Here is a 22,826-nt window from a genome sequence, read left to right on the forward strand (position 1 = left end):
GACCTGTGGCAGGCGCCCTTAGCGTTGCTTTAAACGCTGGGTAGCGGCGAGACCCTGCTTTTCGCCTCTCGCTCGACGCGAAATGAAAAATCGGATTCCGCGTTCTCTGCGCGTGCGATTACACCGAAGCCAAAAATGGGCCTAAATGATTCGGGGCGCGAGATTTAGGTGCCAAAGCACTAAGGGAGAAACCACCGCCGACAGCATTTTCGGGGTGCGGAATATTGGCGAACATCGTCGAGGGATCTGTAAGACGATCGCTCCTCAAAAGACCAAGCCATTTTATAAAGAAAAGCATCGCGAATTTTCCGCGATACCTGTGGCGAGCGTTAAGCTGATCGAATTGTTTTCGCAAAATTGTAATTTCCTCTGGAGTCGGCTCGCGATCCAGAATAACTACATTCGTCAAGGGCACGTCAATAACAGTTGCGTCGTTGAGAGATACGTTAACGAGAAGGTGAATGGTTTCCGGTAAATCACTCGTTTTGATATTTAAATTTCTTGCTGCATAAATTCGGAAATTTAATTCCTTCGTCGACTCCAAAAATAGATCGTAAACGCGCAAAAACTCTTGAACTATCTTTTGTCGATGTCCCGGATGGCCGTTGCAATGGAATTCGACATTGAGCAAGTCATCTAGAACCTTGTCGCATACAATGTAATTCTCAATCGAGTAACGGTCAGTGAGAAAAATTTTCTTATCTGCACTTCTCCCTTGAAGTTCATCAAAATCTCGATCTATAAAATACCAAACTCTATTTTTGAGCCCTGTTAAGTCAGACTTGAGGCTGTCAAACAACTGCAGGACCTTTCGTTTGCCGTTGCACTGGTACGCTTCGTACTCCAAATCTGGACGCAGGCGTTTAATCCAGTAATGGTATACCAGGCGGTCATCGGTCCCTTCAAAGGCGAATATCTTTTTGTGCTCGGGTATTGCTGAGGCAAATGCGGCGAACTCGACTTTTCGGACGGCTCGAACTTCCTTTGCCTTCTTTATGCGTTCGAAAAACGCATCCTGATTTGGGCTTTCGCTCACTCTTCGTCTCCTTCCAGATCTTCATCGAAACCCGTGTCTGAGAAAAGTGAGGCTTCTGGAGGGTCAATCTTTACCTGCAACGCACCAGCATACGCTTCAAGCTCGTTATCGAAAATGAAAGGTGAGTGCGTGATCGCAATGGTTTGCTGACATGAGGGAGCTCTAAGCACGTCCAGCAGGATCTGGCGTTGCCAGTCCAATGAGAGCGACAGCTCGGGCTCGTCAATCAGGATAATCTTCGGGCCGGGGTAAAGGTACAGTCGGGCGAAGAGCGAAATCATCTGCTTTTCCCCTGACGAGAGGGACTCAAGGGGAACTTCAGATTTGGTCGCCAAGCTTATAACTTTGACTTTGAAATTTCGACGATTAAAGGTGAGACGCTTATTGTCGAATGCGGCGAAATTGTCTGTTGAAAAATCTTCGTTAGAGAGATAATTGTTGCAGCTTCCGATGAACGCCTCAACCAGTTCCTCGGTGCCTCTCGTTTGCTGGATAATTGAATTTAACTGCTCTAGGAAATAGTTTAAGAACGGTGCGGCGTCTTGTGGCACGTCCCCACTGTATACTCGATTTAAATCGGGGCTCAGAATGAAATTCCGAAATGGCGTCCTTCCATAGCTGCGCTCCGCCTGCTTTATCCTGTTGAAAAATAGTTCAAGTGCTTCTTTGGTGGGCAGGAGGCTTGGATCGGCGCTTGAATTTTTGTATCCCCCCGAGATCAAGTCATTAATAATGTTTGCACTGACTTTCCCGTACCCTTGATTTGAAATGGAAAGCATCTCGGAGTAGAGTGCTTTTAATCGATCTGAAATGTCGCCGAGCCCAAATTGAATGTCTGCGGTGTATAGCCCGCTTCTGGCAATTCCGAGCCGTGAGAGCATGTTTCTCTTTCGGCCCATATATTTCGGCTGATCCGGCTGAGGGATAGAAAGTTCAATTCGCCGGTAGGTCGGTAGATAAACTATTTCGGTATTTCCCAGTACTTTGCGAATCGTGTTGCGAATCTTCGCCAGTTGGGGTACTCGATCATCAAGTGCTGCAGCGAGTTTTTCGCACTGGAAACGTGTGACTTGCGTGTCAAATCCGGTTTTCGAATATATTGCATGAAAAGTGGGATTTTCATGCAATTCATCAATTTTCGCACCTCGAACAGTTTCCAGGAGTTCGAGCAATGCAAAGGGTTGCACGTCCCACGTTTTGGCGCTTAGTAGTAATTCGGTTTGTGATGAAAAATCGATTAAGCTGTCGATCATTTCCTTGGAGACCTCCAGCCAGAAGTCGAGTCCGCGCAGCCGGCAATATATTTTTGTGAACGCTACGGTTGCAAATCGAGAAAACTGACCTCTTAAGAAAGCATCCAATGCTGCTATAAGGGTCGTTTTTCCCGATCCGTTGCGCGCAATAAGAACGGTTGCTGCATTGCTCGAGGAAAAACTGACGGACCGGTATCCGAAAAGTCCCTCGATCGCAAAGTGCTCGACGATTGCTGGGCCACGTGCCGCATCAGCGACGTTCCGAACCACCAGTTGACTCATCTCTTGCTCCTCTAGGTGTTCGGGAGCATACAGTTCAAGCTCAGGCCAAGAGAATTGGTGACTTCGGCAGTTCGAACCGCCTAGTCGTCCTCCACGGCACTTGTTTCTGTGGCTCCGGAGATGCTCACCTCGAGCTCGGCATGAGATGTGAAACCACCGTCGCCCGTCATGGTGTGCCGTACCTTGACCGACAGCCAATCCGTGTCGTCGATCTCAGGCTTATTCCATCCTGAAACCTTCACCGGCGATTGAGGGGTGAGCAGGGGTTGGCCCAGCGCCAGCGTCAGTTCGAACGTCGCGAGCCCGCGCTGAATGCGCCGCCATTCGGCCTGCGCCGCTGCACGTGCGTCGGCTTCGTTCGCGAACGTGTCCTTGACTCGCTTCGCATTGCCGCTGACCCCCACCAGCACCCCGCGCCTCTTCGCGCGCTTCGGATCGTGCCAGTAGGCCCGCACGCCGCTATACGCGTCTCGGTCGCTGGAGTGATAGCGGTGGCTGTCGCCATCGGCTCTCGTGATCTCGATCACTGGCAGGCTCTCGCCGCTCGACGTGGTTGTGCCGACGATGGGCAGGAACAGCAGGCGCCCGCGTTTGATCGTTGCTACGGCATCGTGCAGCTTCGCCAGGCGCGTGAGGAAGTTCAGGTCGCTTTCGTTGGTCTGGTCGATGTGCTCGATCTGGCGGGCCCCGAGCGTGGGATCGATGCGTGCCACCAGCTGGTGCCGGGCGGCGATCTGCCGGACGATCTCGCCGAGCGTGACGCCGTGGAAGCTACGCTCCACACGCGTGCGCAACGACTGATGCATTTCCGCGCTGCGCGCGCGGATGCAGATCTGGTCGGGCGCGCCGGAATGCTCGGCCTCGTCGACGATGAACGTTCCTTTGTCGACCAGGTCGGTGCCGCTCCAGCCGATGGCGAGCTGCAGCTCGACGCCCTTGCGGGGGATCTCCAGCGCGCCATCGTGATCGTCGAGCACCAGATCGAGCTGGTCGGCCTCGTTGCCGCGGCACTCGGACAGCGTCATGTTGATCAGACGCGCGTCCACGGCGGGGGTGATGTCCCGCTCGCCGAGCTTCAGGCGGTAGCTGGGCGCAGGGTGCGCGGTGGCCTGGTCTTGCGGGTCCATCGTCAAGCCGCAACCTCTTCGTCGCCGCCGATGCCGTCGGTCTGTTCGTCATCGCCGATGGAATCGGTCTGTTCGTCGTCGACGCGCTCGAGCTGGAGCTGGAACTCGATGCGCCGCGCCGCGCCGTTCGGCAGAAACACCGTCTTCGTCTCGGTGAGGCCCTCGATGATGTACAGGCCGTACACGATGCCCATGCCGTCGACCAACGGCCACGAGGCGCCCAGGTTGCCCATCTCGCGCAGTTCGTCGAGGGAAGCGGTGCTGCCCGTCAGCTCAGGCATCAGCACGCCCGACAGGTTGAAGGTGTCGTCGCCCACGCCGAGGAACTGCCGCGCTGGGCGCGCGCCGATGCGGCTGTTGCTGGCGTGGCGCCACTTCATCTGCCGCTGCAGCTCCTGATAGGCCAGCGTGTCGAGGCTGAAAACGAATTGGCCCAAGGCCATCATCATGCTCATGGGGTCTCCGGTCAGTCGCGGTCGGACAACGAGGACCGGCCGGCGGCGCTCTTCGCACGCTCGCGGCGGTCCAGCTCCATCGACACGGCGCGGGCAATCTCCTGAGCACTCATGCCCGGCGCCGCGTGAATGTGGATCTCGTATTTGGCGCCGGCGACAGGGGCGAGCTGGCCGGCGCTGGCGCTGATCGGCGCGCGGGTGTCGAAGCGCAGCGCTTCCGCGCCGGCCGTGCCCATGGGCAGCACTGAGGCGGCAGCCGTTGCCATGCCGAGCGCAGCCTGGCGCACGTAGCCCGCGCGGCCGGCGATGCCCAGCGCCGCCCCGTTGCTGATCTCGTTGCCGGCCAGCATGAAGACCCGGCTCGGGCTGCGGATGCCGAGCTTTTCCTTGAACCACGCCAGGGCCGAATCTGCCGCGCCCGATATCGCGCCCTGAACCTGCCCGAGCGCGCCCGTGATGCCGTTGGCCAGACCCTGCATCATCTGGCTGCCGAACTCGGTGAACTTCCCCGGCAGCTCGAAGCCAAACCAGCGCATCGTCTCGGCGAACGCCTGGTAGAAGAGTCCGGCCGGCGACCAGTTCAGGATCGCGCCGCCGACCGTGGCGAGTGCAGCAGGCACCGAGCCGCCCAGGTACTGCCAGAATTGGTCGAAGGCGGCTTTCGCACGGTTCCACAGGTCGACGAAGAAGGCGCTGATCGGCCCCCAGTAGCGGTAGATCAGATAGGCGGCGACCGCGATCGCGGTGATGATGAGGCCGATGGGATTCAGCAGCAGCGCGCGGCCGAGCCACAGCAGCGCGGTGCCGGCCAGGCGGAAGCCCGTGGCGAGCAGGCCCAGCACGCGGGCGAGCACGCCGCCCTGAATGCCCATGGCAGCGAAGGCGAACCGCATGGCGACGAAGCCCAGGATCGCAGGGCCCACCACCAGCAGGATGCCGCCGAGCGCCACAAGCGCCACCGCGAGGATGCCCAGGCCGGTCGCCAGCAGCTGCGCGAGGCGAGGGTTGGCCGCCATCCAATTCGTGAGGCCCTTCATCGCGGCGGCGGCGAGCCGCAGCGCCGCGACGTAGGCCGGCATGATGCTGTCGCCGAACTGCTTGTAGAGGTCATTGCGCCGCGCGGCCAGCTCCAGCTCGGCGCCCGAGGAGGTCTGCAGCGCGCGGTCGTACAGCGTGCCGATGCCATCGGCGCCGGCGTTGAGCTTCGCGTTCTTGTGGATCTGCTCGCGCTGCAGGTACATCTGCGCGAACAGGTTGGAGGCAGTGCGGTTGCTGAACATGCCCCCCATGGCGTCGAGCACCTGCTGCTTCTCGGTGATGCCCTTGGCGGCAAGAGCAGGCAGCAGGATCTTTTCCATCCACTCGAACTGGTTCTCCCGGAAGATCTCGCTGCCCTTGAGCGCGCCGACGCCGAGCTGGGAGATCTGTCCCACCTTGTCGTGCTTGACCTTCGAAGGGTCGGCGATCAGACCGAGATCCATCAGCATCTGTGCCGAACGCTTGGTCGTCTTGCCCTGGTAGATGTTGGAGTAGGCCGACATCATCGCGGTGCCCACGCGGTGTCCGCCCATTTCCTGCACCAACGGCTCCATCTGGTAGTAGAGGGCCTCGTCCGTGAGGCCCTTGGCCGCGACGCCGCCGGTCTTGATGACGTTGAGCCATTCCTCGCCCTGCACGCGCCCGCCGGTGGCAGCGATCACGCGCTGGATCTTGTCGGCCTGGTCCTTGAACACCTTCTCGTTGGCCAGGCCGCCGCGCAGCTCGATGACCTTGAGCATGTCCATGAACTTCTTCTCGTTCTCGTGGCCCTGCTCTTCGCCGTAGATCGCCTCGTTAGCGAACTTCATCTTCGCCAGCGTGGGCGCCACCATCTCGGCGTGGTGGAGGTCGGCGAACACGGTCAAGCCGTCGCGCACGAGCATCAGGTTGTCCCGGGTGCTTGTGCCGTAGGTCTCCATCGCCTTCGCATACTTGATGGCGTCACTCGTGATCTTGTCGCCCAGGCCGAGCGCCGCGATGCGCTGCTGCTCGGTCGCGAACTTGGAGCTTTCCTCGATCGGTGCGCGCATGGCGTGCAGCACCGCGAAGCCCGAACCAGCCGCGATGGCGCCAGCGACGGCGGTGTTGTGGCCGAGGTGCTTGCCCTTCTGGTAGTCGGCCTTGGCGGCGTGCATGGCGCGCTGCCGATCGCCCAACTGCTTGAGCTTGGCGGTCTGCTCGTCGATGGCGCGGTTGGCTGCCGAGATCTCGGTGCGCAGCCGGCGCTCGTGCGTGCCCATGGCGCTCGCGCTGATGCCTGCGGCCGTGAGCTTGTCGCGCAGGGCCTGCACGCGGGCGGACTGCCGCTGGTGCTGTTCGCTGAGAGCTGCTGCCTCTCGCTTCGCCGCGGCGAAGTCGCGGATCATGGCCTTGGACGGCGGGCCCAGGGCGCCCAGCCCCTGCGCAAGTTGCTTGACGCGTGCCTGCGCGGCCGTGAGCTTGGCGGTGGTGTCCTGCAGACCGGCGCGGATCTCGCGGAACTCGCCGACGCTCTTCTGCTGGGAGTTGAGTTCCTTGAGCCGGTCGCGGGCCTCGCGAAGAGCCCTCGCGGCCTTGCTGCTGCTTTCGGAGACCTTCTTGAAGGGCGCGGAGGCCTTGTCCAGCGCCTGCAGGATCACCATCAGGCGCAGATCGCCGCTACTGGACATGTGCACTCCCTTGCGAGGCCGCCACGAGGCGCGAATGGAGCTGGAAGGGGGGAAGGGGGCGCATGGGTCTACTTGGGCGGTTCGTGGCGTTCACGGGCGCGCTCGCGCCACTGCATCAGGTCGGACACCGCCATGTCATCCATATGGGCGGGGCCCCAGTGGAAGACGAAGGCGAGGTCCGCCATGGCGTCTTCTACGTGCTCTGGGACACGGGAATCCGGTCCGCCTTCGGCAGCAAAAAATTCACCACCTCGGTGCCGCACTGCAGCAGGTCGGACGGCTCCAGTGCTTCGACCTCGGGCTTCGTGAGACTGGGCATGGTGAGACGGGGCAGCACGGTGGTCAGGGCGACCACGTCCATCTGCATTAGAGCGGCCAGCGAGGTGCCGCGCAGCTCGCCGGAGCGTGGCTTGCGGATGAGCACCTTGGTTATGGACTGGCCGCCGCGCTGCACGGGCGTGTCGAGGATGACTTCGCCGGCGGCGGCTTCCGTGGTGTTGCCGCTGGGCTTCGGGGTGACGTCGGTAACGCTGGTGTCGTTGAGGTTCATGGTGCTGCTCGAGAGCGTTGAGAGGAAAGGGGAAGTGCCGACAGCTGCCGGCGCCAAAGGGTTCGCGTCAGGTCAGAACAGGCCGAGTGCGCGTCGGATCTGCGCCATGCGATCGACGCCGCCGACCACCTCAATGAAGTTGACGAAGTCGATCTCGATCAACACTTCGCCGTCGATCGAGAGCTTGTAGTAGCTGAGCGAGGATTTCACCTTGATCTCGGTCTTCTCGCCGGCCTTGGCGTTGCCGAAGTCGATTTCCTTGTGACGCCCGCGCATCACCATCTCGCAGGCCTGCACCTCGGCGGTGTCGTCAGCCTGAATTGCGCCGGCGAGCCGCAGCAGCACGCCGTCGTGCGTGGGCTCGCCCCACTGGGTGAGCATGCTCTTCATGTAGCCGGCGGCAGTCCATTCGAACTCCAGCGCCTCCATGCCAAGGTCAATGCCGATTGGGCCGTTCATGCCACCGGCGCGGTAATCCTCCATCTTGCGGCTGAGCTTGGGAGGGGTGGCCTCGGGCACTTCGCCGAGGTAGGCATTGCCGTCATTGAAGAGAATGAAGTTCTTGAGTACGCGGGGGAGGGACATGGTGCTTTCCTCTGTAGATCAGCGGGTAGGTGCGATCAGGCCTTGGCAACCTGATCGGCGAAGTTCTCGTAGTAGCGGCCCGTGATGCGCTGGCGAAACATCAGGTTCTCCAGAGGCGCGCACGGCGTGAAGTCGTAGTCGAGCATCAGGTTGCCGCTCTTGAGCTCGTCGGCGGTGTTCACCTCGCCGTCGACGGCCCAGACGCCGCCGCCTACGATGTAGCCCGAGCGCGTCAGGTAGCGGAACTTGCTGTTGACGCCTTCGAGGATGTCTTTCACCAGGCCGGGCAGGAGCGGCTTGTCGTTGGCCCACATGTGGGCTTCGGCGATGGTGTCGGCGAGCACCTGCGCGGTACGGGTGGCCGACTCGAAGGCGAACAGCGGGTCATCGCTGCAGGTGCGCGAGCCCCAGAAGCGGTAGCCGTCGCGGTTGATCAGCGTCGTGACGTCGCCGGCATTGAGCACACCCGCGTCGGTGGCCGGATCTTGCAGATCCCAGTAGATGTCCTGGCTGATGCCGGTGACGCCGTCGACTGCGACATTCGAAAGGGTCTTGTGCCAGCCGATCTCGTTGTCGATCTTCGCGCGCAGGCCCAGCGCAAACGCGACAGCGGGCGCCCGTGCATTGGCGTTGGCGACCGTGTCCCAGGCGAGGAAGTCCGGGTGGATCACCATCAGCTCGCGCGCGCCGAACTGCTGGCGATATGCCGTGGCCTGCTCGACCGTTTCGCAGCCCCAGGCATTGACGTAGGCGAACGCGCGCAGGCTCTTGGCAATTGTGGAGAGCGCGGCGGCGACGGGCTGGGTGTCGAGGCCAGGGCAGCCAAGGATGCGCGGCTTGATGCCGAGCCTGGCCTGTGCCGAGAGGAGGGCCTTCATGCCCGTGCGCTGGCCGCTCGGCAGCACTGTGCCGATGACGTTGCTGGTCGTGGCCGCTTCGTCGGCGCCGGGCTCGACGCGCACCACCACCGTGATGGGACGGGCCAGTGCCGCGATGTACTCGAGCGTCTTCTTGAGCGTTCCGGTTGTGCCGGCCTTGCCCATGGCGTTGTAGACGTTGGTCACCAGTACGGGCGTGTTCAGCGGGAAGACAGCCGGGTCGGCGTCCGGCGCGGTCGCGACCAGGCCAATGATCGAGGTGTTGATTACGCGGATGGGGCGCGTGCCTTCGTTGACCTCGAAGACGCGGACGCCATGGTGGTATTCGGTGGTTGCCATTTGGTGCTCCTGTGAAGTTCGGGATTCGGCGCGGCTAGTCCGCAGTGGGTTGTTCTGTGATCGGAGGGCTCTGTGCCTCGTCGAGCGCTTGCGCCGACGTCTCGTCGGATGGCGGCGAGGGCGCTGCGAGCGGTGGGATCTCCAGAGCTGGAAGCAGACCGGCCAGAGTCTTCTGTGAAGGCTCTGCCGCTTGACCGCCCTTCACGCGGTCGAGCAGCTCGTAGCAGGCGGCCCAGACGCGAGAGCGCCACGCACGCAGCGCACGGCCCTCGTTTTGGAACTTGGGCACGGCGGGCTCCTCGGCGTAGGTGACGGCCGTCCTGATGTCGTCGTAGCCGAGTGACCGCGCCATTGCGTCCATGTATTCCTGCACGTAGGCGCGCAGAGACGCGATGCGGTCATCGATGGTGCTGGGCGCCGGCGCTGGGGGCGGCGGCGGTACGACGGCCACCTCGGGTTGCGGCGCTGGCGGCAGCGGTTCCAACGCCCATTTGCCGCGCACCATGCGAGCCCGCATGCCGCTGGGGATGTGCGGCGGCACGGTTTCGGTTGCCAAGGCGGGGTTGAGCAGCGCATAGACCGGCTTGCCGGTGCGTTCAGTCGCAACGGGATCGAGCGGGTGCACCGACTCGCCGACGAAGAGTCCGGTCTCAGGATCGACTAGATAGATGGTCTTGGTCATGGGATGGTGTCCGGGTTAGTAGCTAATCCACGCCGGGAAAGCCACATTGCGAGGACGGGCCTCGGAGCCATCCGAATTGATCGAAATTCCCGTGGCGCTGTTGTTGAGCCAGATGCCGGTTTTCCTCGAATCGATGCCGACGTTGTGCGTGTGGGCGCCGTCGTAGTTGATGGGCCTCGGCGAGTCGATGCTGAAGTCGGAGTACTGCCCCGTTCCACGGTCCGAGTCCGCCACGTTCTGCGGGACTTGCATGCCGTGGTTGTGCGCCCCTTGCGAGTCGGTCCAGCCGCCGTGCACGTGGCCGGGATCGTTCACATAGTGGCCGTGGCCGAGGTCCGTAACACCGTGGGTGTGCGCGGCGTTCCCGCTTGCCTCGGCCGACCGCAGCACGCGCGATGCGTTGACACCTCGGCCGTTGTCCAAGCAGCGGATGAATTCGCCGCGAAGCTCCACCAGTGAGAACGTCCCGGCGCCGGAGAGTCCCAGCCGCGCAACCAGATCAGGGTAGTTGGCCTGCTCATAGGTCAGATCAGCACGGACTGGCAGATAGCCGGGAATGCTCGACGGGTTGTCGTAGCTGTACAGCAGCATGCCGGGCTGATGCCAGGGCGCGCGCACGTAGGCGGTGCCGTTCCAGACCATCTGCCGGATATGCGGCGTCTGCACCGTGATGACGGGGCCGATGTTCACGTTCGGGACAGCGACGATGGGGCCCCGGAACGCGTACATCGGGTGCGGGTCTGGGTCCGCGAAGTGAGCGGCGAGATCGGCGTCGGTCGCGTACTGAGGATGCGGATTGACCTTGGCTTCGTGCGCAGCCGTCGAGTCGCTGAGCGCCGCATTCAGCTCGGCCGCGGTATGGCCCCAGCGCGTCCATTTCGTCGGGTCGCTGCCGGGCGGCACGTTGAGGCTGTCGCCCATGCTGCGCCACGTGGTGCCGCCGTAGCTGACATAGGCCACGTTGGCGGGATAGCTGAAGGCGGGATCCCACGGCGTGACATTGCGCACGCGCAGGAAGCGGGTGCGATTCGCAAGCTCGCGCGGGGGCCGGTTGTCGATGCCGGAGGGGCCGCCGAGGACCGGGTCATCTTCCTCGATCTGGTAGATGCCGGTTTCCCACTGGTCGGTTTCGTTGAGGTTGGCCATCAGGCGCTTCCGTGGTTGTAGGCGCCGTCACGTCGGGTGGCGCCGTTGTGGCTGTTGGCGACCGATGCGTAACGCAGCGCGACCAGATGGCAGCGCGCCGGCGCGACGGACGGCAGGAGCTTGCGCAGGCGCTCGGCCTGGGCGTTGGTGATGGGGCGCTGCAGCGCGACCATGTAGGTCGCCCAGGAGCTGGCAAGCGAGGCGTGCGGATAGACGCCGTTGCGGCGGAAAGTGCCGTCGTGGGTGCGGCCGCCGATGCGCTCGATGATGTCCACCTCGCCGAAGCCCAGCGAGCGGATCAGCAGGCGGATCGCCCAGGGCGTGCCTTTGTGCCGATGGATCTCGATGGAGTTCAGGATCAGCGCACGTTTGGCGTCGTCGGATCTGGCGTCCTGCCAGGCCTCCACGGAGAGCGTCCACGAGAGCCATGGCAGCAGTGGCGCGAGGCACAGCATGGCCGTCCACATGTGCCGAAGGCCATTGGTGTCCAGCTCCAGCGGTGAGGCGCCTGCGAGCGCCAGCTCCAACGGTGTGCGATTGGGCGGCAGCAGCCGCTGCGAAGGCGTGAGGCTAGACACGGATCACCTCTTCGAGGACGGTGATGGCCGTGACGCGCACCCATTGCGTTTCCGTGCACAGCATGTCAGCAGCGGGTGAGGTGATGCTCACGCGGCTCACGCCTGGCTGGTGGAGGGCGCCATCGATGCCGGAGCGTGCAAGGCCTTCCCCGAGCCTGCGGATCTTGATCAGCCAGGCGTCTAGCGCTGCCTTGCCGTTCGCCAGCGCGACCTCGCCGGCAGGGCCTTCCTTGCGGTAGACCGTCGCCTCGATCGTCGTTTCGAAGATCTCCGGCCCCTGCACCGGCACGCTGTCGCACAGCGGGCGGATCTTCTCGTCGTTGAGCGCGCCGCTCACGGTGCCGAGCAGCGCCTCGGTGGGCACGCCGCTCGGATCGGTGGACAGCACCGTGACGCGCACCGTGCCAGGGATCGGGCTGTCGATGCCCACGTCTGCGACTTGCGCGCTGGCGCTGAGCGCGTGGAACCGGTAGCTGTCACGCGGACCGGCGGTGGTGATGCCCTCGGGCGCGAGCTGGATGCGTTCGCGGAAGCGTTCGTCGTCTTCGTAGACAGCCTCCACGGGCGGCACAGCGTCGGGATTGGCCGGCGTGACGATCAGCCGGAAAACCTTGTAGTTCGCGCCGAGGTTGTCGAGGTCCGCGCCCGTGGCGTAAGCCAGCATGCAGGCCTTGGCCGCGTCGTTGATGCGCTGGCGCATCTCCAGTTCTTGGTAGGCCTGCACCTCCAACAGCTTCATTGCCGGATCGGATTCGAGCAGCAACGTGTAGTCGAAGCCCACGGCCGCGCACAGCTCCTGAAACTGCGCCACGCGCCGCGCGAAGATCGTCTCGAAATCGAGCACCTCGATCACGGCTGGCGCCGGCAGCAGCGACATGTCCATGCTCATGCTGCCGCTCCGACCTGCACGGGCACGCGCATCGACAGCACGCTGCGGCGCTGGCCCAGCGGGCTGTAGATGCCCTGCAGATCCAGCAGGACCTGGCCGGGCGTGTCGGTGCTGAAGATCTGCACGCGCGACAGGCGCAGACGCGGCTCCCACTTCATCAGCGCGCCCGCCGTGGCAGCGTACAGGCGCACGCGGGTAGCGCTGTTGTCCGGGTGGTCGATCAGCTCGGGCCAGAGACTGCCGTAGGGGCGGCGCATGACGCGACTACCCAACGCGGTCGCGAGGATGTCGGCGATGCTCTGGCGCAGGTGGTCGATGCCATCGAGCGCTTTGCCGGTGAGGCGGTTCATGCCTCCGCTCATGGCACCGCTCCACCAGCAGTCCGGCCGCCGTCGTCCTGCTCGATGTGGCCGTGGCCCTGCACGCTGATGTCGCCCGCGACGATGTCGCCGCCATCGGTAGTGATGCCGTGGCCGTTGATGAACTCCATGTCGCCGTCGATCTGAGCCGTCTTGCCGCCGGGCCCAGTGCCCGAGCCGGCCATGCCGGCGGTGTAGGTGAGCAGACCCTGCACGACCAGCTGGCCGGTCACGATGTTCATCGGCGCATCGAGGGTGATCTCCTGCGAGTGCACCTTGGCGCTCTCGCTGGCCGTCACGTCGGCGGTCTTGCACTGCACGGTGATCGAGTCCGGCACGGTGATGTCGGCGGTGCCGCCACCGGGTAACGTGACCTTCAGCGCGCTCGCGCTATGGTCGTATTCGAAGACCGCCCCATCGGGATAAGTGGTGCGCTCCACGTCGCCGCTGTCACCGTTCGGGGGCACGCTGTCGCTGAAGAGGCCCACGAGCACGAAGCCGGAGGCCATGTCGCCGCCCGGCGAGAGCACCATGCATTGCTCACCCACGAAAGGGGGAGACCAGTGCCGCACATCGCCGGCGCGGCGGGCGAACCATGGCAGCCAGTTGGTCTCAAGCTTGCCGGACTTCACGCGGCATCTGTAGCCTGCTGGGTCCACCGCCATGATGGTGCCGGCCCGCACGAGGTTCTCGATCAGGCGCTGCAGTTCGAACGGGGACGGGGCCTTTCCAGACATGCCGTCGATGGTGCCGACCGTGCGCGCGCGACGCACTTCTTATCGGTTGTGCGAGCGTGATCTACAACCGAAAGATCAGGGGGCGAGGTGCTGCAGGAGCATGTCTTTCACCAGCTCGCGCTCTTCGTCGTTCATCGCGAGAAGGCCACGCGCCGGATACTTGTAGCTGGGCCCGCCGGGCTGCACGAGATCGCGCAGGCCTTCGTGGTGCACGCGGGCAATGCGAGCGGTGCGACCGAAGAAGCCGACCGCTACGCCATCATCTTCGGCCTCGACGCGCAGGTGGCGCGCGGCGCGCAGCTTCTCGAACATGGTGCGTCGGATGGTGCCTTTCTGCAAGCGGGCGTTCGTGGTCTTGCGCGGCTCGTAGGCGGTGCCGTCCGGATTGCGCTGCGACGCGATGCGCTGTGCCTGCTTGCGCCGCAGAGCGAGGCCGATCTTGCGGGCCAGCGCGCGGCGCTTCGGCGAGGTGAGCTGCGACAGCAGCGGCGTCACCCAGTCTTCAAGGGCATGAAGATCGTCGGCCACGTCAGAACTCGGTGGCCGGGAAGTCCCATGAGGCCAGCTGCTGGCCTTCGAAGTAGACCTCGACGTGCTGGGCTTCCTGCACGATGCCGACGTGCGGCGGCTCGGCCGCGTGCGTCACGTCGTAGCGCTTGGCGGTTTCCTTCGAAGTCGGGTCCGGGCCCGGCTTGACGATCACCCGCTCGGTCAGGTCCAGCTCGATCGAGAGATCCATCGTTTCCTTGTTGAGGTACTCAGCCTCGAAGCGGATGCTCTTCTCCCGGAGGTCGGGGTTCTCGAAGATCTCGACCTGATTGGTGCGCAGCCAAGCCAGCATTGGCACGAAGATCGCGTCCGCGTGGCTGCTGTAGTCCAGCACCACGAGCTTCAGGGTGTAGCGGTAGACGAACGACAACGACGCCGCCGCGGCGGCGACGATCCGCCCGTTGGTGATGAAGATGGTGAGCTTGTCCGGATCGCGCTTCAGCTCAGGCGTCGCGTCAGTCAGGTGCGCGCGCAGGCTATGGGGTTTGAGCATCGGTGCTCCCGGATCTGGTCAGGGCGTTGATCCTGCCGCGGACTTCGTTGTACCGGTCGATGCAGGCGTTGAGGTCGTGGATGGCGATGTCTCCCTCGCCGGTGATTCCTGCCAGAGCTGCCGCAAACGCTGGCTCAAGTTCGGCTCGCGCTTCTGCAGGCTGGCCGGCAACGGCGGCACCTGAAGGCCCGGCTGCAGGACAGGCGGTGACACGGGCTGGGACTGACACCCGGACAGCGCCAGTGCGAAGCTGGTGCTCCAGAAAAGCTTTTTCACCTTGAACACGTTTGATCTCCTCTGCATGTGCGGCATCGCGCTTGGCAAGGCTGTCTGTCATCTGCCATTGCGCATCGAGCGTGCGCGTGAAGGCGTCGACGGCCGCGCGGGCGTTGTTGACGCGATCGGTCTGCCACTCCAGGCGCACCGCATCGCCGGTTGACCGGCCGCCCAGGTGCCAGACCAGCCCTGTCCAAGCGCCGAAGAGCGCCACCGCGATGACATAGGGCAGGGCCTTGAGCAGCCAGCTCATGGGAACTTCGCCAGGGCGGCGGCGATGGCCGGCTTCGGATCTGTGCCCAGGAACAGCAGCCGCTCGGCCTCGCGGCGGCGATCGAGGCCCTTGAGCACCTTGCCGCCGGACATGTTCCAGCGCGGGAACTGCGCGGCGGCGCCGGCCGTGTCGCCTGCGTTGAGCAGGCGCACGAGCGTGGACTTCGAGAGAGCCTCGACCCCGCCGTTGTAGAAGATCGAAACGAGCGCGTCGAACTGCCGCTGGGTGACGTTCACGGTGACTGCGCGGCGCACCGCCGGCTCGAACTCGCCGGACATGCGACGCGCATAGCGCTCATCGGCATCGGCCCGAGTGATGGTGAGGCCGGGCACCACGTCGGGCCCGGTGTCGCCCCATCCGATCGTCCAGGGCTTGCCGCTGAGCCGGGCGAACGCCGCAGGCACCGAGGTGATGCGATAGGGATCGATGCCCGCTGCGCTCAGCGCCTTGAACAGGGGCGAACCCGGGTCGGGGTAGGCCAGCAGCTTGCACTGCTCGAAGTAGTGGGCGACCTCGTGGCCATCCGCGCCCATGCGCAGCTGCTCATTCATGGCGGACCTCCCGGCCAACTTCCCGCCCATGGAGACGGTTGTTTTGCCCCGGGAACAGGCGGTTGATGGCGAAGCCCAGTTCCGAGATCGCGGAGAGGGTCACGGCCAGCAGCAGCCACGGGTGCTCCCGCTGGCCGAGGAAGGCGGCCCAGCCGAAGTAGCCGCACAGCAGCGACAGCGCGGCGATCTTGACCCGGCGGGCCTTGCCGCGCAGCGGGGCGTCGTGGATGTCGGGCGCCGTGTGCACAGCGAACTGCAGCAGCGCGGCCAGGCCGAGCAGCACGGCGAGTAGCCACATCATGGTTTGCTCCTTTCATCGGTGGGTGGCGCGAAGTCGGTGCCGCCGGACGTTCGGGCCGAGTGATCGCGCCCGCGAATGGCATCGAGCAGGCGCACCGCGAAGCCGAGCGGGTCGTTGCGCATGGCGCCGCCCACGGACCGCAGACCCATCCAGATGTCCTCGCTGACCACGGCGCAGGCGCCGACGATGGCCAGGCGCAGCGTCTCGGACGCCACGAAGCCCTCGATGCCCAGGCCGACGAAGACCGCGACCGAGACGCCGGTGAGCAGGGCGCGCAGGAAGCCGCCCCAGCCGCCGTGGCGCTTTTCAACGACACCCTGCGCGAGGCCGGCGAAGAGGCCGACGAGGGCGCTGGAAACGATGATCCCCAGCGTCTGGGGTTCGGTGAAGAGCTTCTTGAGCCAGTCTTGCATGTCTTCAGTCCCAGAGCTGCACGGTGCGCCGCGTGGTGGTGCTGGCGGGTTCGGCCAGCTCGACCAGCAGGCCCGCCGGCAGGATGGGCCCGCGATCAGCGAGCCCGGGGTTGAGGAGGAGGGTGGCTTCCACCACGCCCTGCGTGCGCTGCAGGTAGCGCCAGCACAGCAGGTCGACGGTGTCGTTCTGTTGGGTGCGGATCTGCATCAGATGAGCTCGACAGTGGTCCGGCGGATGCCGAGGAAGTCGGAGATCGCCCAGCGCACGTCGCGGCGCAGATCGCAGTCGCGCATTTCGAGCTTCTCGGCCTTCTTGTCGCCGGCGCCCGTGGTGTCGAAGTCGCGGTAGCGCTCGACCAGGTCGGCCTGCGTGTAGCTGTAGACCGCGCGCAGGTAGCGAGCGACCTGCACGCTCTTGCCGTCGACCTCGGGCGCGGGCACGTCTTCGAGCTTCGCGTGGCCGAGCACGAGCTGCGCGGCCTTGTACAGCGACAGCTCGGTGTTGACGCTGAGCACGGCCTGTATGGCGCTGTGGCGCAGTCGCTCGGGCGTCACGGTGCCGTCCAGACGCGCGGTGGCGCGCAGCTTCGCCAGATCGATATCGGGAAACCATCCGTCGTTCGCCAGCGGTGTCTCTTCGGCGGCGGTCGGGGTGGGCGGGTTTCCGAGGAAGTTCATGGCGAAGGGGAAAAGGTCGGCGGTGGTCGGGCGTCTTCCGTGGGCAGGCCTGTCAAGGTGCTTCAGGAGCCAGCCCGAGCCGCCGGGGTCCGGGGTCGGACTCGGTTACGGCGCGGGGGGCGTCTCCGGCTTGTTGAGCCGGCGCTCCAGGCGCTCGATGTCTTTCTTCACGCCCACCTGTTCGAACAGGGCGAGGGCGCGTTGCAGGTGGTCCAGCGCAAGGCGGGCATCGTCGGCGGACACCTTGTCGTAGTCCACGTCGGCAGAGCCAGCCCTGCCGATCACGGCATAGCCGAAGGCCTTGTGCAGCTTGGCCCGGGCCTGATCCGGTGCGTCGAGGTCTCGGGTGCCGTGCAGGACGATCGGCAGCAGGTCGCGCGCGGTGGCGCGATCCATCTTGCCGGTCAGTGCCGCCGTGGCGAATTCGTCGATCAGGATCGTGGCCAGGTTGCGGTCGTACTGGTCAGGCGGCGCCAGCTTGTGCGTCACGGCGTATTCCGCGATCTCGATCGCACGCTGGTAGTTGCCCGCGTCGATGTGCCACACGAGCACGGTGGTCACCACCTGATCCTGCGCGCCGCCGTTGCTGGCCAGGACGCCATCGATCCATGCGTCGTAGACAGGCAGGAAGGCGCGCTTCGCTTCGATCTTGCGTTCGACGGACTGGATGTCCTTGAGCGCACGGCGGTGCTCGGCCAACTGGGCCAGCATGAGCTGGTAGGCGCTGCCCTGCAGCTCGCCGCCCACGCCCGCCGCAGCGGAGGCGATCTTGGCGAGCTTGGCCTGCAGGTGGCGCTGTGCGGGGGTCTGGCGCATGGCGATCAGGGCTGGATCGTGATGTTCTCGACCAGCGCGCACAGGCCGTAGTCCTCGACCACGAACGCGTCGTTGCTCGACTCGTAGTTCTCGATGCGGTCGCGCTTGGCGTTGTCCTCGACCTTGCGTCGACGCGCCGAGTTCTGGAAGTAGATCGACAGGTTGTCCAGGCGCGTGATCAGCACCTTGTTGGTCGGGAAGTAGGGCAGAGACAGACCGGGCAGGCTGCCCAGGCGGCGCTGGCTGCGCACGATGTCGGCCGCGAGGATCTCGGTGGGGGCCTCGGGGTCGCTCACCAGCGGGAAGAGCTTGTCGTGCATCAGGGGACGCCCGACGATCGCCACGAGGCCACCGTCTTCGCGATACCACGGGTCCAGCAGCGTCTGGTACGCGTCGTACACCAGCGCGTCGAGGTTCTTGTAGTCGCCGGTCGGGCCCACGGTGATCACGCCCGGGGCCGCGCCATCGTCCAGCACGCGCGCCGGTGCGTCGGTGCGGATGTGCTGCAGCCAGCCGATGTTCACGTCTTGCAGCAGCGGGTTCGCGACGAGGTCGGTGTTTGCCGCAGCGCTGATGCCGTTGAAGCCGATCATGATCCGGTCCAGCGCCTGTCGCTTGACGATCACATCACGCACCCGGGTCTGGAAGTCCGGGAACTTGGCCCACGCGTCCAGGGTGGCGTATTTGATCGCGGTGTCGTAGTTGGTCTTCTTGCACTCGTAGGTGTGCTGATCGAGCGTCTCGACCGAACGCGGCACGCGGTCGGCGTTGTCGGTGTTGGTGCGGCTCGCGATCGGACCGCTGACGCCGAGGCCCAGCTTCTCGCCCTTCATCTCGTCGACGCCGATGATGTTGATCTTGCCGAGGAACTCGCTCGACTCCTGGATCTTCGTTTCCAGCGTCTGCTGCACGGTCGGCTCGACGGCGAACTGCTCGCGCGCCGAAGGCACGCCGTTGAGCTCGCCCAGGCGATCCATGAGCTTGTTGAAGAGAAGACGGGTTGCGTTTTGCATGGTGGCTCCGGTGATGCGGGTAAGTGGCTGTGGCTGGTGGCGGTTGTGGCGAGGGCGGGCGATCAGCAGTCGGTGGTCTGCATCTTCGGATCGGTGCCGGTGGCCGGCGGGCGCCGCGAGTGCTTGTTCGCATCGGTGGTGTCGATGGTTTCGAACTTCGCCTTCAGGCCCTTGTGCTCGGCTTCGAGCGTGTTGAACTTCTTCTGCAAGGCGGCGAGATCCTTGGAGGTCGTGCTGCCTTGCTCGACCGACGCCTGCAGCGTCTCGCCGAGGTCATCGAGGGCGCCCATCAGCTCGGTGGCCGTGGCGTCGTTGCGCTTCGACTGGGAGGCGAATTTCTTCGAGAACGAATCGCGCCAGCTCTTCACCTTCGCGAGCACGCCCTTGTCTTCGTCCTCTTCTTCCTCGAATTCGAGGGTGACCTCGACGGCCTCGGAGAAGAGGTTCTCGGGCGCCTGCTTCTTCCCCGCGAAGGGGTTGCTGTCGGGGTGCTTGGCCGCGAAGCTAAGGATCTCGGTGCCCAGGCTCGCGGGGCTATCGGTGATGCCCAGGCCGACCAGATAGGCCTGGCCGGTGTCGCCGAACTTCGGGTTGACCTCCATGCTGGTGTAGATCTTCTGGCGTTCCTTCGCCAGCTTGACCAGATCGGGGGTGGGGTCGAGTTGGGCGAACAGCGCGAGCTTCTTCTGCCCGTCGAGAGTGATCTCCTCGGACTTCAGCGCGGTCACGTCGCCGTAGGCCTTGAAGGGGCTGTCGGGCAGCGTGCCGCGAATGTGTTCGAGCCAGATGCGCGCGCCGTACTTCGCGGGGTCGAAGTTGGCGGCCATCTGTTGCAGCCAGGAGCGCTCGATGGTGCGACCGTCGGTGGTAGCGCCTTCGACGGCGACACGAAAGAACTTGGACTTCTGGGCCATGGTGGTGTGCGGGTAGGTTGACGAGTGATGGCGCTGATGGTCGGCCGAGCATGCGCGAGGCTCAATGCAATTCGGTTGTGAATGCGCGATCTACAACCGAAACAGGTCTGAGAGGCGTCGCGAAGAGACGCGAGCGCCCATAGCCTCACCCGCATGGATTCATGCAGCGATGTCGTCGAAGCGCCCGAGGCCCTTGGTGCGCCGGTGGTGGATCAGCGCCGCGCGGCGCGTCATCTCTACTGGCAAGGCTGGCGCATTTCCTCGATCGCGGAACATCTTGGAATTCCGCGCACGACAGTGCACGGATGGAAGGATGCCGAGGAGTGGGACAAGGCGCAACCGATCCAACGCGTGGAGGGCGCGCTCGAAGCCCGGCTCGTGCAGTTGATCGGCAAGGAATCGAAGACCGGCGGCGACTTCAAAGAGATCGACCTGCTGGGCCGGCAGCTGGAGCGCACCGCGCGCATCACGCGCTACGAGAAGACCGGCAAGGAAGCGGACCTCAATCCCGAGATCGAGAAGCGCAATGCTGGACCGAAGAAGAAGCCGCAGCGCAACCACTTCACCGATGAGCAGGCCGACGAGCTGTACGAGGCGTTTCAGGACTCGCTCTTCGGCCATCAGAAGGTATGGTTCCGCAACGGGCACGAGCGCACGCGCATGGTGCTCAAGAGCCGGCAGATCGGCGCGACCTGGTACTTCGCGCGCGAAGCCCTCGTCGACGCGCTGAAGACCGGGCGCAATCAGATCTTCCTGTCGGCCAGCAAGGCGCAGGCGTACATCTTCCGCCAGTACATCGTGCAGTTCGCGCAGGAAGCCTGCGGCGTGACGCTGACCGGCGATCCGATGATCCTGCCCAACGGCGCTCACATCTACTTCCTCGGCACCAACGCGCGCACCGCCCAGGGCTACCACGGGAATTTCTATTTCGATGAGTTCTTCTGGACGCACCGCTTCGAAGAGCTCAACAAGGTCGCGAGCGCCATGGCGATGCACAAGCGCTGGCGCAAGACCTACTTCAGCTCGCCCAGCTCGATCCAGCATGAGGCCTACGCACGCTGGAGCGGCGCCCACTTCAACAAGAACCGGCCGAAGGATCAACGCGTCGCCATCGACCTCTCGCACGACCGCCTGGCCGGTGGCTTCACGGGCGAAGACAAGGTGTGGCGCAACATCGTCAACATCATCGACGCCGAGGCCGCAGGCTGCGATCTCTTCGACATCGACGAACTGCGGCTCGAGTACAACCCGCAGGAGTTCGCCAACCTGCTGATGTGCGAGTTCATCGACGACACGCAATCGGTGTTCCCGATGTCGGAGCTGCAGGCGTGCATGGTCGACTCGTGGGTGGACTGGGCCGACGTGTACAAGCCGCTGGCGCCCCGTCCCTACGGCTACCGGCCGGTGTGGGTGGGCTACGACCCCTCGCACACCGGTGATACCGCCGGCTGCGTGGTGCTCGCGCCGCCCGATCGCCCCGGCGGAAAGTTCCGCGTGCTGGAGAAGCACCAGTTCCGAGGCCTCGACTTCGAGGCGCAGGCCGAGGCCATTCGCAAGATCACAGAGCGCTACAACGTGGCGTACATCGGCATCGACACCACGGGCCTTGGCCAGGGCGTCTACCAGCTGGTGAGCAAGTTCTTCCCCGCCGCCAGGGCGATCAACTACTCGCTCGAGGTGAAGACGCGCCTTGTGCTGAAGGCCAAGAGCGTGATCAGCAAGGGAAGACTCGAGTTCGATGCTGGCTGGGTCGATCTCGCGCACGCGTTCCTCGCCATCCGCAAGACGCTCACGGCCAGCGGCCGGAATGTCACGTTCGAAGCGGGGCGCACCGAAGACACCGGCCATGCCGACCTCGCGTGGGCCTGCATGCACGCCCTCGACAACGAGCCGCTCGAAGGCACCACTGCCGCGAACAGCGGCTTCATGGAGATTTCCTGATGGATACACAAACGACTGCCGCAAAGCCGGCGGGCATGGAAGCGTTCACCTTCGGTGACCCGGTGCCGGTGATGGACCGACGCGAGATCCTCGACTACATCGAGTGCTGGATGAACGGCCGCTGGTACGAGCCGCCGGTCAGCTGGGACGGTCTGGCGAAGTCGTTCCGCGCCAGCACGCACCACAGCAGCTCGATCTACTTCAAGCGCAACATCCTGCTGAGTACCTTCATTCCGCACAGGCTGATGGACCGCACGACCTTCAGCGCCTTTGCATTGGACTTCCTGACTTTCGGCAACGCGTACGTGGAGCGGCGGGACTCGCTCACGCGGCGACCTGTGGAACTGAAGCACGCGCTCGCGAAGTACGTGCGGCGCGGTGCAGACCTCGAAAGCTACTTCTTTGTGCGCGGCTGGAAGGATGAACACGAGTTCAAGGCCGGCAGCGTCTTCCACCTGCGCGAGGCCGACATCAATCAGGAGGTGTACGGACTGCCCGAGTATCTGAGCGCGCTGCAGTCGGCCTGGCTCAACGAGTCGGCCACGCTGTTCCGCCGCCGCTACTACAACAACGGCAGCCACGCGGGCTTCATCCTGTATGTCAGCGACCCGGCGCAGCAGCAGGGGGACATCGATGCGATGCGCACGGCGCTGAAGGAAAGCAAGGGCCCGGGCAATTTCCGCAACCTGTTTCTTTACTCGCCCGGCGGCAAGAAAGACGGCGTGCAGCTGATCCCGGTCAGCGAGGTGGCCGCGAAAGACGACTTCTTCAACATCAAGAACGTGAGTCGCGATGACGTGCTGGCTGCGCATCGCATCCCGCCGCAGCTGCTGGGCATCGTGCCAAGCAACACCGGCGGCTTCGGCGCCGTGGTACCGGCCGCCCAGGTCTTCGCGCTCAACGAGATCAAGCCGCTGCAGGACCGGTTCAAGGAGATCAACGCGTGGATCGGCGACGAAGTCGTGCGGTTCAACGTCTACGAGGTGCCCACGGGCGCGGCGACGGCCGCGCCCTGAATCACAAA

28 protein-coding genes are annotated in these 22,826 nt (G+C 64.1%); 2 read left to right on the forward strand and 26 right to left on the reverse strand.

Annotated elements, in window-relative coordinates; all coding sequences use genetic code 11:
• Positions 1-118: 118 nt before the first annotated feature.
• The 26 genes from ABL844_RS12705 to ABL844_RS12830 all read right to left on the reverse strand — a co-directional run bounded on the left by ABL844_RS12705 (position 119) and on the right by ABL844_RS12830 (position 19,861).
• Positions 119-1,036 carry a DUF4435 domain-containing protein gene (locus tag ABL844_RS12705; RefSeq protein ID WP_418131497.1) on the reverse strand — a complete coding sequence of 306 codons (918 nt, stop codon included), beginning with the start codon at positions 1,034-1,036 and terminating at the stop codon, positions 119-121.
• Positions 1,033-2,571: an AAA family ATPase gene (locus tag ABL844_RS12710; RefSeq protein ID WP_418131498.1), complete on the reverse strand. Its 1,539-nt coding sequence runs from the start codon at positions 2,569-2,571 to the stop codon at positions 1,033-1,035. The genes ABL844_RS12705 and ABL844_RS12710 overlap by 4 nt, the downstream gene beginning before the upstream one ends.
• An 80-nt stretch (positions 2,572-2,651) precedes the next feature.
• The gene (locus ABL844_RS12715) at positions 2,652-3,698 is read right to left on the reverse strand and encodes a phage late control D family protein (protein ID WP_418131898.1); all 1,047 of its coding nucleotides are present in this window, start codon (positions 3,696-3,698) and stop codon (positions 2,652-2,654) included.
• 2 nt (positions 3,699-3,700) lie between these two features.
• Positions 3,701-4,153, reverse strand: a complete 453-nt coding sequence (locus ABL844_RS12720) for a phage tail protein (protein ID WP_418131499.1) — start codon at positions 4,151-4,153, stop codon at positions 3,701-3,703.
• 11 nt (positions 4,154-4,164) lie between these two features.
• Positions 4,165-6,840 carry a phage tail tape measure protein gene (locus ABL844_RS12725; protein ID WP_418131500.1) on the reverse strand — a complete coding sequence of 892 codons (2,676 nt, stop codon included), beginning with the start codon at positions 6,838-6,840 and terminating at the stop codon, positions 4,165-4,167.
• 68 nt (positions 6,841-6,908) lie between these two features.
• Positions 6,909-7,025 (reverse strand): GpE family phage tail protein, encoded by a 117-nt coding sequence (locus tag ABL844_RS12730; protein WP_418131501.1) that lies wholly within the window; start codon positions 7,023-7,025, stop codon positions 6,909-6,911.
• An 8-nt stretch (positions 7,026-7,033) separates the two neighbouring features.
• Positions 7,034-7,390 (reverse strand): phage tail assembly protein, encoded by a 357-nt coding sequence (locus tag ABL844_RS12735; protein ID WP_418131502.1) that lies wholly within the window; start codon positions 7,388-7,390, stop codon positions 7,034-7,036.
• Positions 7,391-7,462: 72 nt separating this feature from the next.
• The gene (locus ABL844_RS12740; protein ID WP_418131503.1) at positions 7,463-7,975 is read right to left on the reverse strand and encodes a phage major tail tube protein; all 513 of its coding nucleotides are present in this window, start codon (positions 7,973-7,975) and stop codon (positions 7,463-7,465) included.
• Between the two features lie 35 nt (positions 7,976-8,010).
• The gene (locus tag ABL844_RS12745; protein ID WP_418131504.1) at positions 8,011-9,192 is read right to left on the reverse strand and encodes a phage tail sheath protein; all 1,182 of its coding nucleotides are present in this window, start codon (positions 9,190-9,192) and stop codon (positions 8,011-8,013) included.
• A gap of 34 nt (positions 9,193-9,226) precedes the next feature.
• Positions 9,227-9,874 (reverse strand): hypothetical protein, encoded by a 648-nt coding sequence (locus ABL844_RS12750; protein WP_418131505.1) that lies wholly within the window; start codon positions 9,872-9,874, stop codon positions 9,227-9,229.
• Between the two features lie 15 nt (positions 9,875-9,889).
• Positions 9,890-11,020: a hypothetical protein gene (locus tag ABL844_RS12755; RefSeq protein WP_418131506.1), complete on the reverse strand. Its 1,131-nt coding sequence runs from the start codon at positions 11,018-11,020 to the stop codon at positions 9,890-9,892.
• Positions 11,020-11,598 (reverse strand): phage tail protein I, encoded by a 579-nt coding sequence (locus ABL844_RS12760; protein WP_418131507.1) that lies wholly within the window; start codon positions 11,596-11,598, stop codon positions 11,020-11,022. The genes ABL844_RS12755 and ABL844_RS12760 overlap by 1 nt, the downstream gene beginning before the upstream one ends.
• The gene (locus ABL844_RS12765; protein WP_418131508.1) at positions 11,591-12,487 is read right to left on the reverse strand and encodes a baseplate assembly protein; all 897 of its coding nucleotides are present in this window, start codon (positions 12,485-12,487) and stop codon (positions 11,591-11,593) included. The genes ABL844_RS12760 and ABL844_RS12765 overlap by 8 nt, the downstream gene beginning before the upstream one ends.
• Positions 12,484-12,837 (reverse strand): GPW/gp25 family protein, encoded by a 354-nt coding sequence (locus ABL844_RS12770; protein WP_093179453.1) that lies wholly within the window; start codon positions 12,835-12,837, stop codon positions 12,484-12,486. The genes ABL844_RS12765 and ABL844_RS12770 overlap by 4 nt, the downstream gene beginning before the upstream one ends.
• An 8-nt stretch (positions 12,838-12,845) precedes the next feature.
• On the reverse strand, positions 12,846-13,583 hold the full coding sequence (locus ABL844_RS12775) for a phage baseplate assembly protein V (RefSeq protein WP_418131509.1): 738 nt from the start codon (positions 13,581-13,583) through the stop codon (positions 12,846-12,848).
• Positions 13,584-13,658: 75 nt separating this feature from the next.
• The gene (locus ABL844_RS12780) at positions 13,659-14,111 is read right to left on the reverse strand and encodes a phage virion morphogenesis protein (RefSeq protein ID WP_418131510.1); all 453 of its coding nucleotides are present in this window, start codon (positions 14,109-14,111) and stop codon (positions 13,659-13,661) included.
• 1 nt (position 14,112) lies between these two features.
• Positions 14,113-14,625 (reverse strand): phage tail protein, encoded by a 513-nt coding sequence (locus tag ABL844_RS12785; protein ID WP_418131511.1) that lies wholly within the window; start codon positions 14,623-14,625, stop codon positions 14,113-14,115.
• Positions 14,609-15,154, reverse strand: a complete 546-nt coding sequence (locus ABL844_RS12790; RefSeq protein WP_418131512.1) for a hypothetical protein — start codon at positions 15,152-15,154, stop codon at positions 14,609-14,611. The genes ABL844_RS12785 and ABL844_RS12790 overlap by 17 nt, the downstream gene beginning before the upstream one ends.
• Entirely contained in the window at positions 15,151-15,726 is a 576-nt protein-coding gene (locus tag ABL844_RS12795) for a lysozyme (RefSeq protein WP_418131513.1), read from the reverse strand. The genes ABL844_RS12790 and ABL844_RS12795 overlap by 4 nt, the downstream gene beginning before the upstream one ends.
• On the reverse strand, positions 15,719-16,027 hold the full coding sequence (locus ABL844_RS12800) for a hypothetical protein (protein ID WP_418131514.1): 309 nt from the start codon (positions 16,025-16,027) through the stop codon (positions 15,719-15,721). Before ABL844_RS12800 ends, ABL844_RS12795 begins: the two co-directional genes overlap by 8 nt.
• Entirely contained in the window at positions 16,024-16,440 is a 417-nt protein-coding gene (locus tag ABL844_RS12805) for a hypothetical protein (protein ID WP_418131515.1), read from the reverse strand. Before ABL844_RS12805 ends, ABL844_RS12800 begins: the two co-directional genes overlap by 4 nt.
• A gap of 4 nt (positions 16,441-16,444) precedes the next feature.
• Complete coding sequence (locus tag ABL844_RS12810; protein WP_418131516.1) at positions 16,445-16,648, reverse strand: tail protein X; 204 nt, start codon at positions 16,646-16,648, stop codon at positions 16,445-16,447.
• Positions 16,648-17,118, reverse strand: a complete 471-nt coding sequence (locus tag ABL844_RS12815; protein ID WP_418131517.1) for a head completion/stabilization protein — start codon at positions 17,116-17,118, stop codon at positions 16,648-16,650. Before ABL844_RS12815 ends, ABL844_RS12810 begins: the two co-directional genes overlap by 1 nt.
• A 105-nt stretch (positions 17,119-17,223) precedes the next feature.
• Positions 17,224-17,934 (reverse strand): phage terminase small subunit, encoded by a 711-nt coding sequence (gene gpM / locus ABL844_RS12820; protein WP_418131518.1) that lies wholly within the window; start codon positions 17,932-17,934, stop codon positions 17,224-17,226.
• Positions 17,935-17,939: 5 nt separating this feature from the next.
• Complete coding sequence (locus tag ABL844_RS12825; protein ID WP_418131519.1) at positions 17,940-18,947, reverse strand: phage major capsid protein, P2 family; 1,008 nt, start codon at positions 18,945-18,947, stop codon at positions 17,940-17,942.
• A 62-nt stretch (positions 18,948-19,009) separates the two neighbouring features.
• Positions 19,010-19,861 (reverse strand): GPO family capsid scaffolding protein, encoded by an 852-nt coding sequence (locus ABL844_RS12830; RefSeq protein WP_418131520.1) that lies wholly within the window; start codon positions 19,859-19,861, stop codon positions 19,010-19,012.
• A 153-nt stretch (positions 19,862-20,014) separates the two neighbouring features.
• On the opposite strand from ABL844_RS12830, the gene ABL844_RS12835 reads away from it, so the two are divergent.
• Together ABL844_RS12835 and ABL844_RS12840 are read left to right on the forward strand one after the other, a co-directional pair.
• Positions 20,015-21,802 (forward strand): terminase ATPase subunit family protein, encoded by a 1,788-nt coding sequence (locus ABL844_RS12835; RefSeq protein WP_418131521.1) that lies wholly within the window; start codon positions 20,015-20,017, stop codon positions 21,800-21,802.
• Positions 21,727-22,818: a phage portal protein gene (locus tag ABL844_RS12840; protein ID WP_418131899.1), complete on the forward strand. Its 1,092-nt coding sequence runs from the start codon at positions 21,727-21,729 to the stop codon at positions 22,816-22,818. The genes ABL844_RS12835 and ABL844_RS12840 overlap by 76 nt, the downstream gene beginning before the upstream one ends.
• The last annotated feature ends 8 nt before the right edge of the window (positions 22,819-22,826 follow it).

Origin of the sequence: Variovorax sp. 278MFTsu5.1, assembly GCF_048305045.1 — a bacterium.
Classification (GTDB): domain Bacteria; phylum Pseudomonadota; class Gammaproteobacteria; order Burkholderiales; family Burkholderiaceae_C; genus Variovorax; species Variovorax guangxiensis.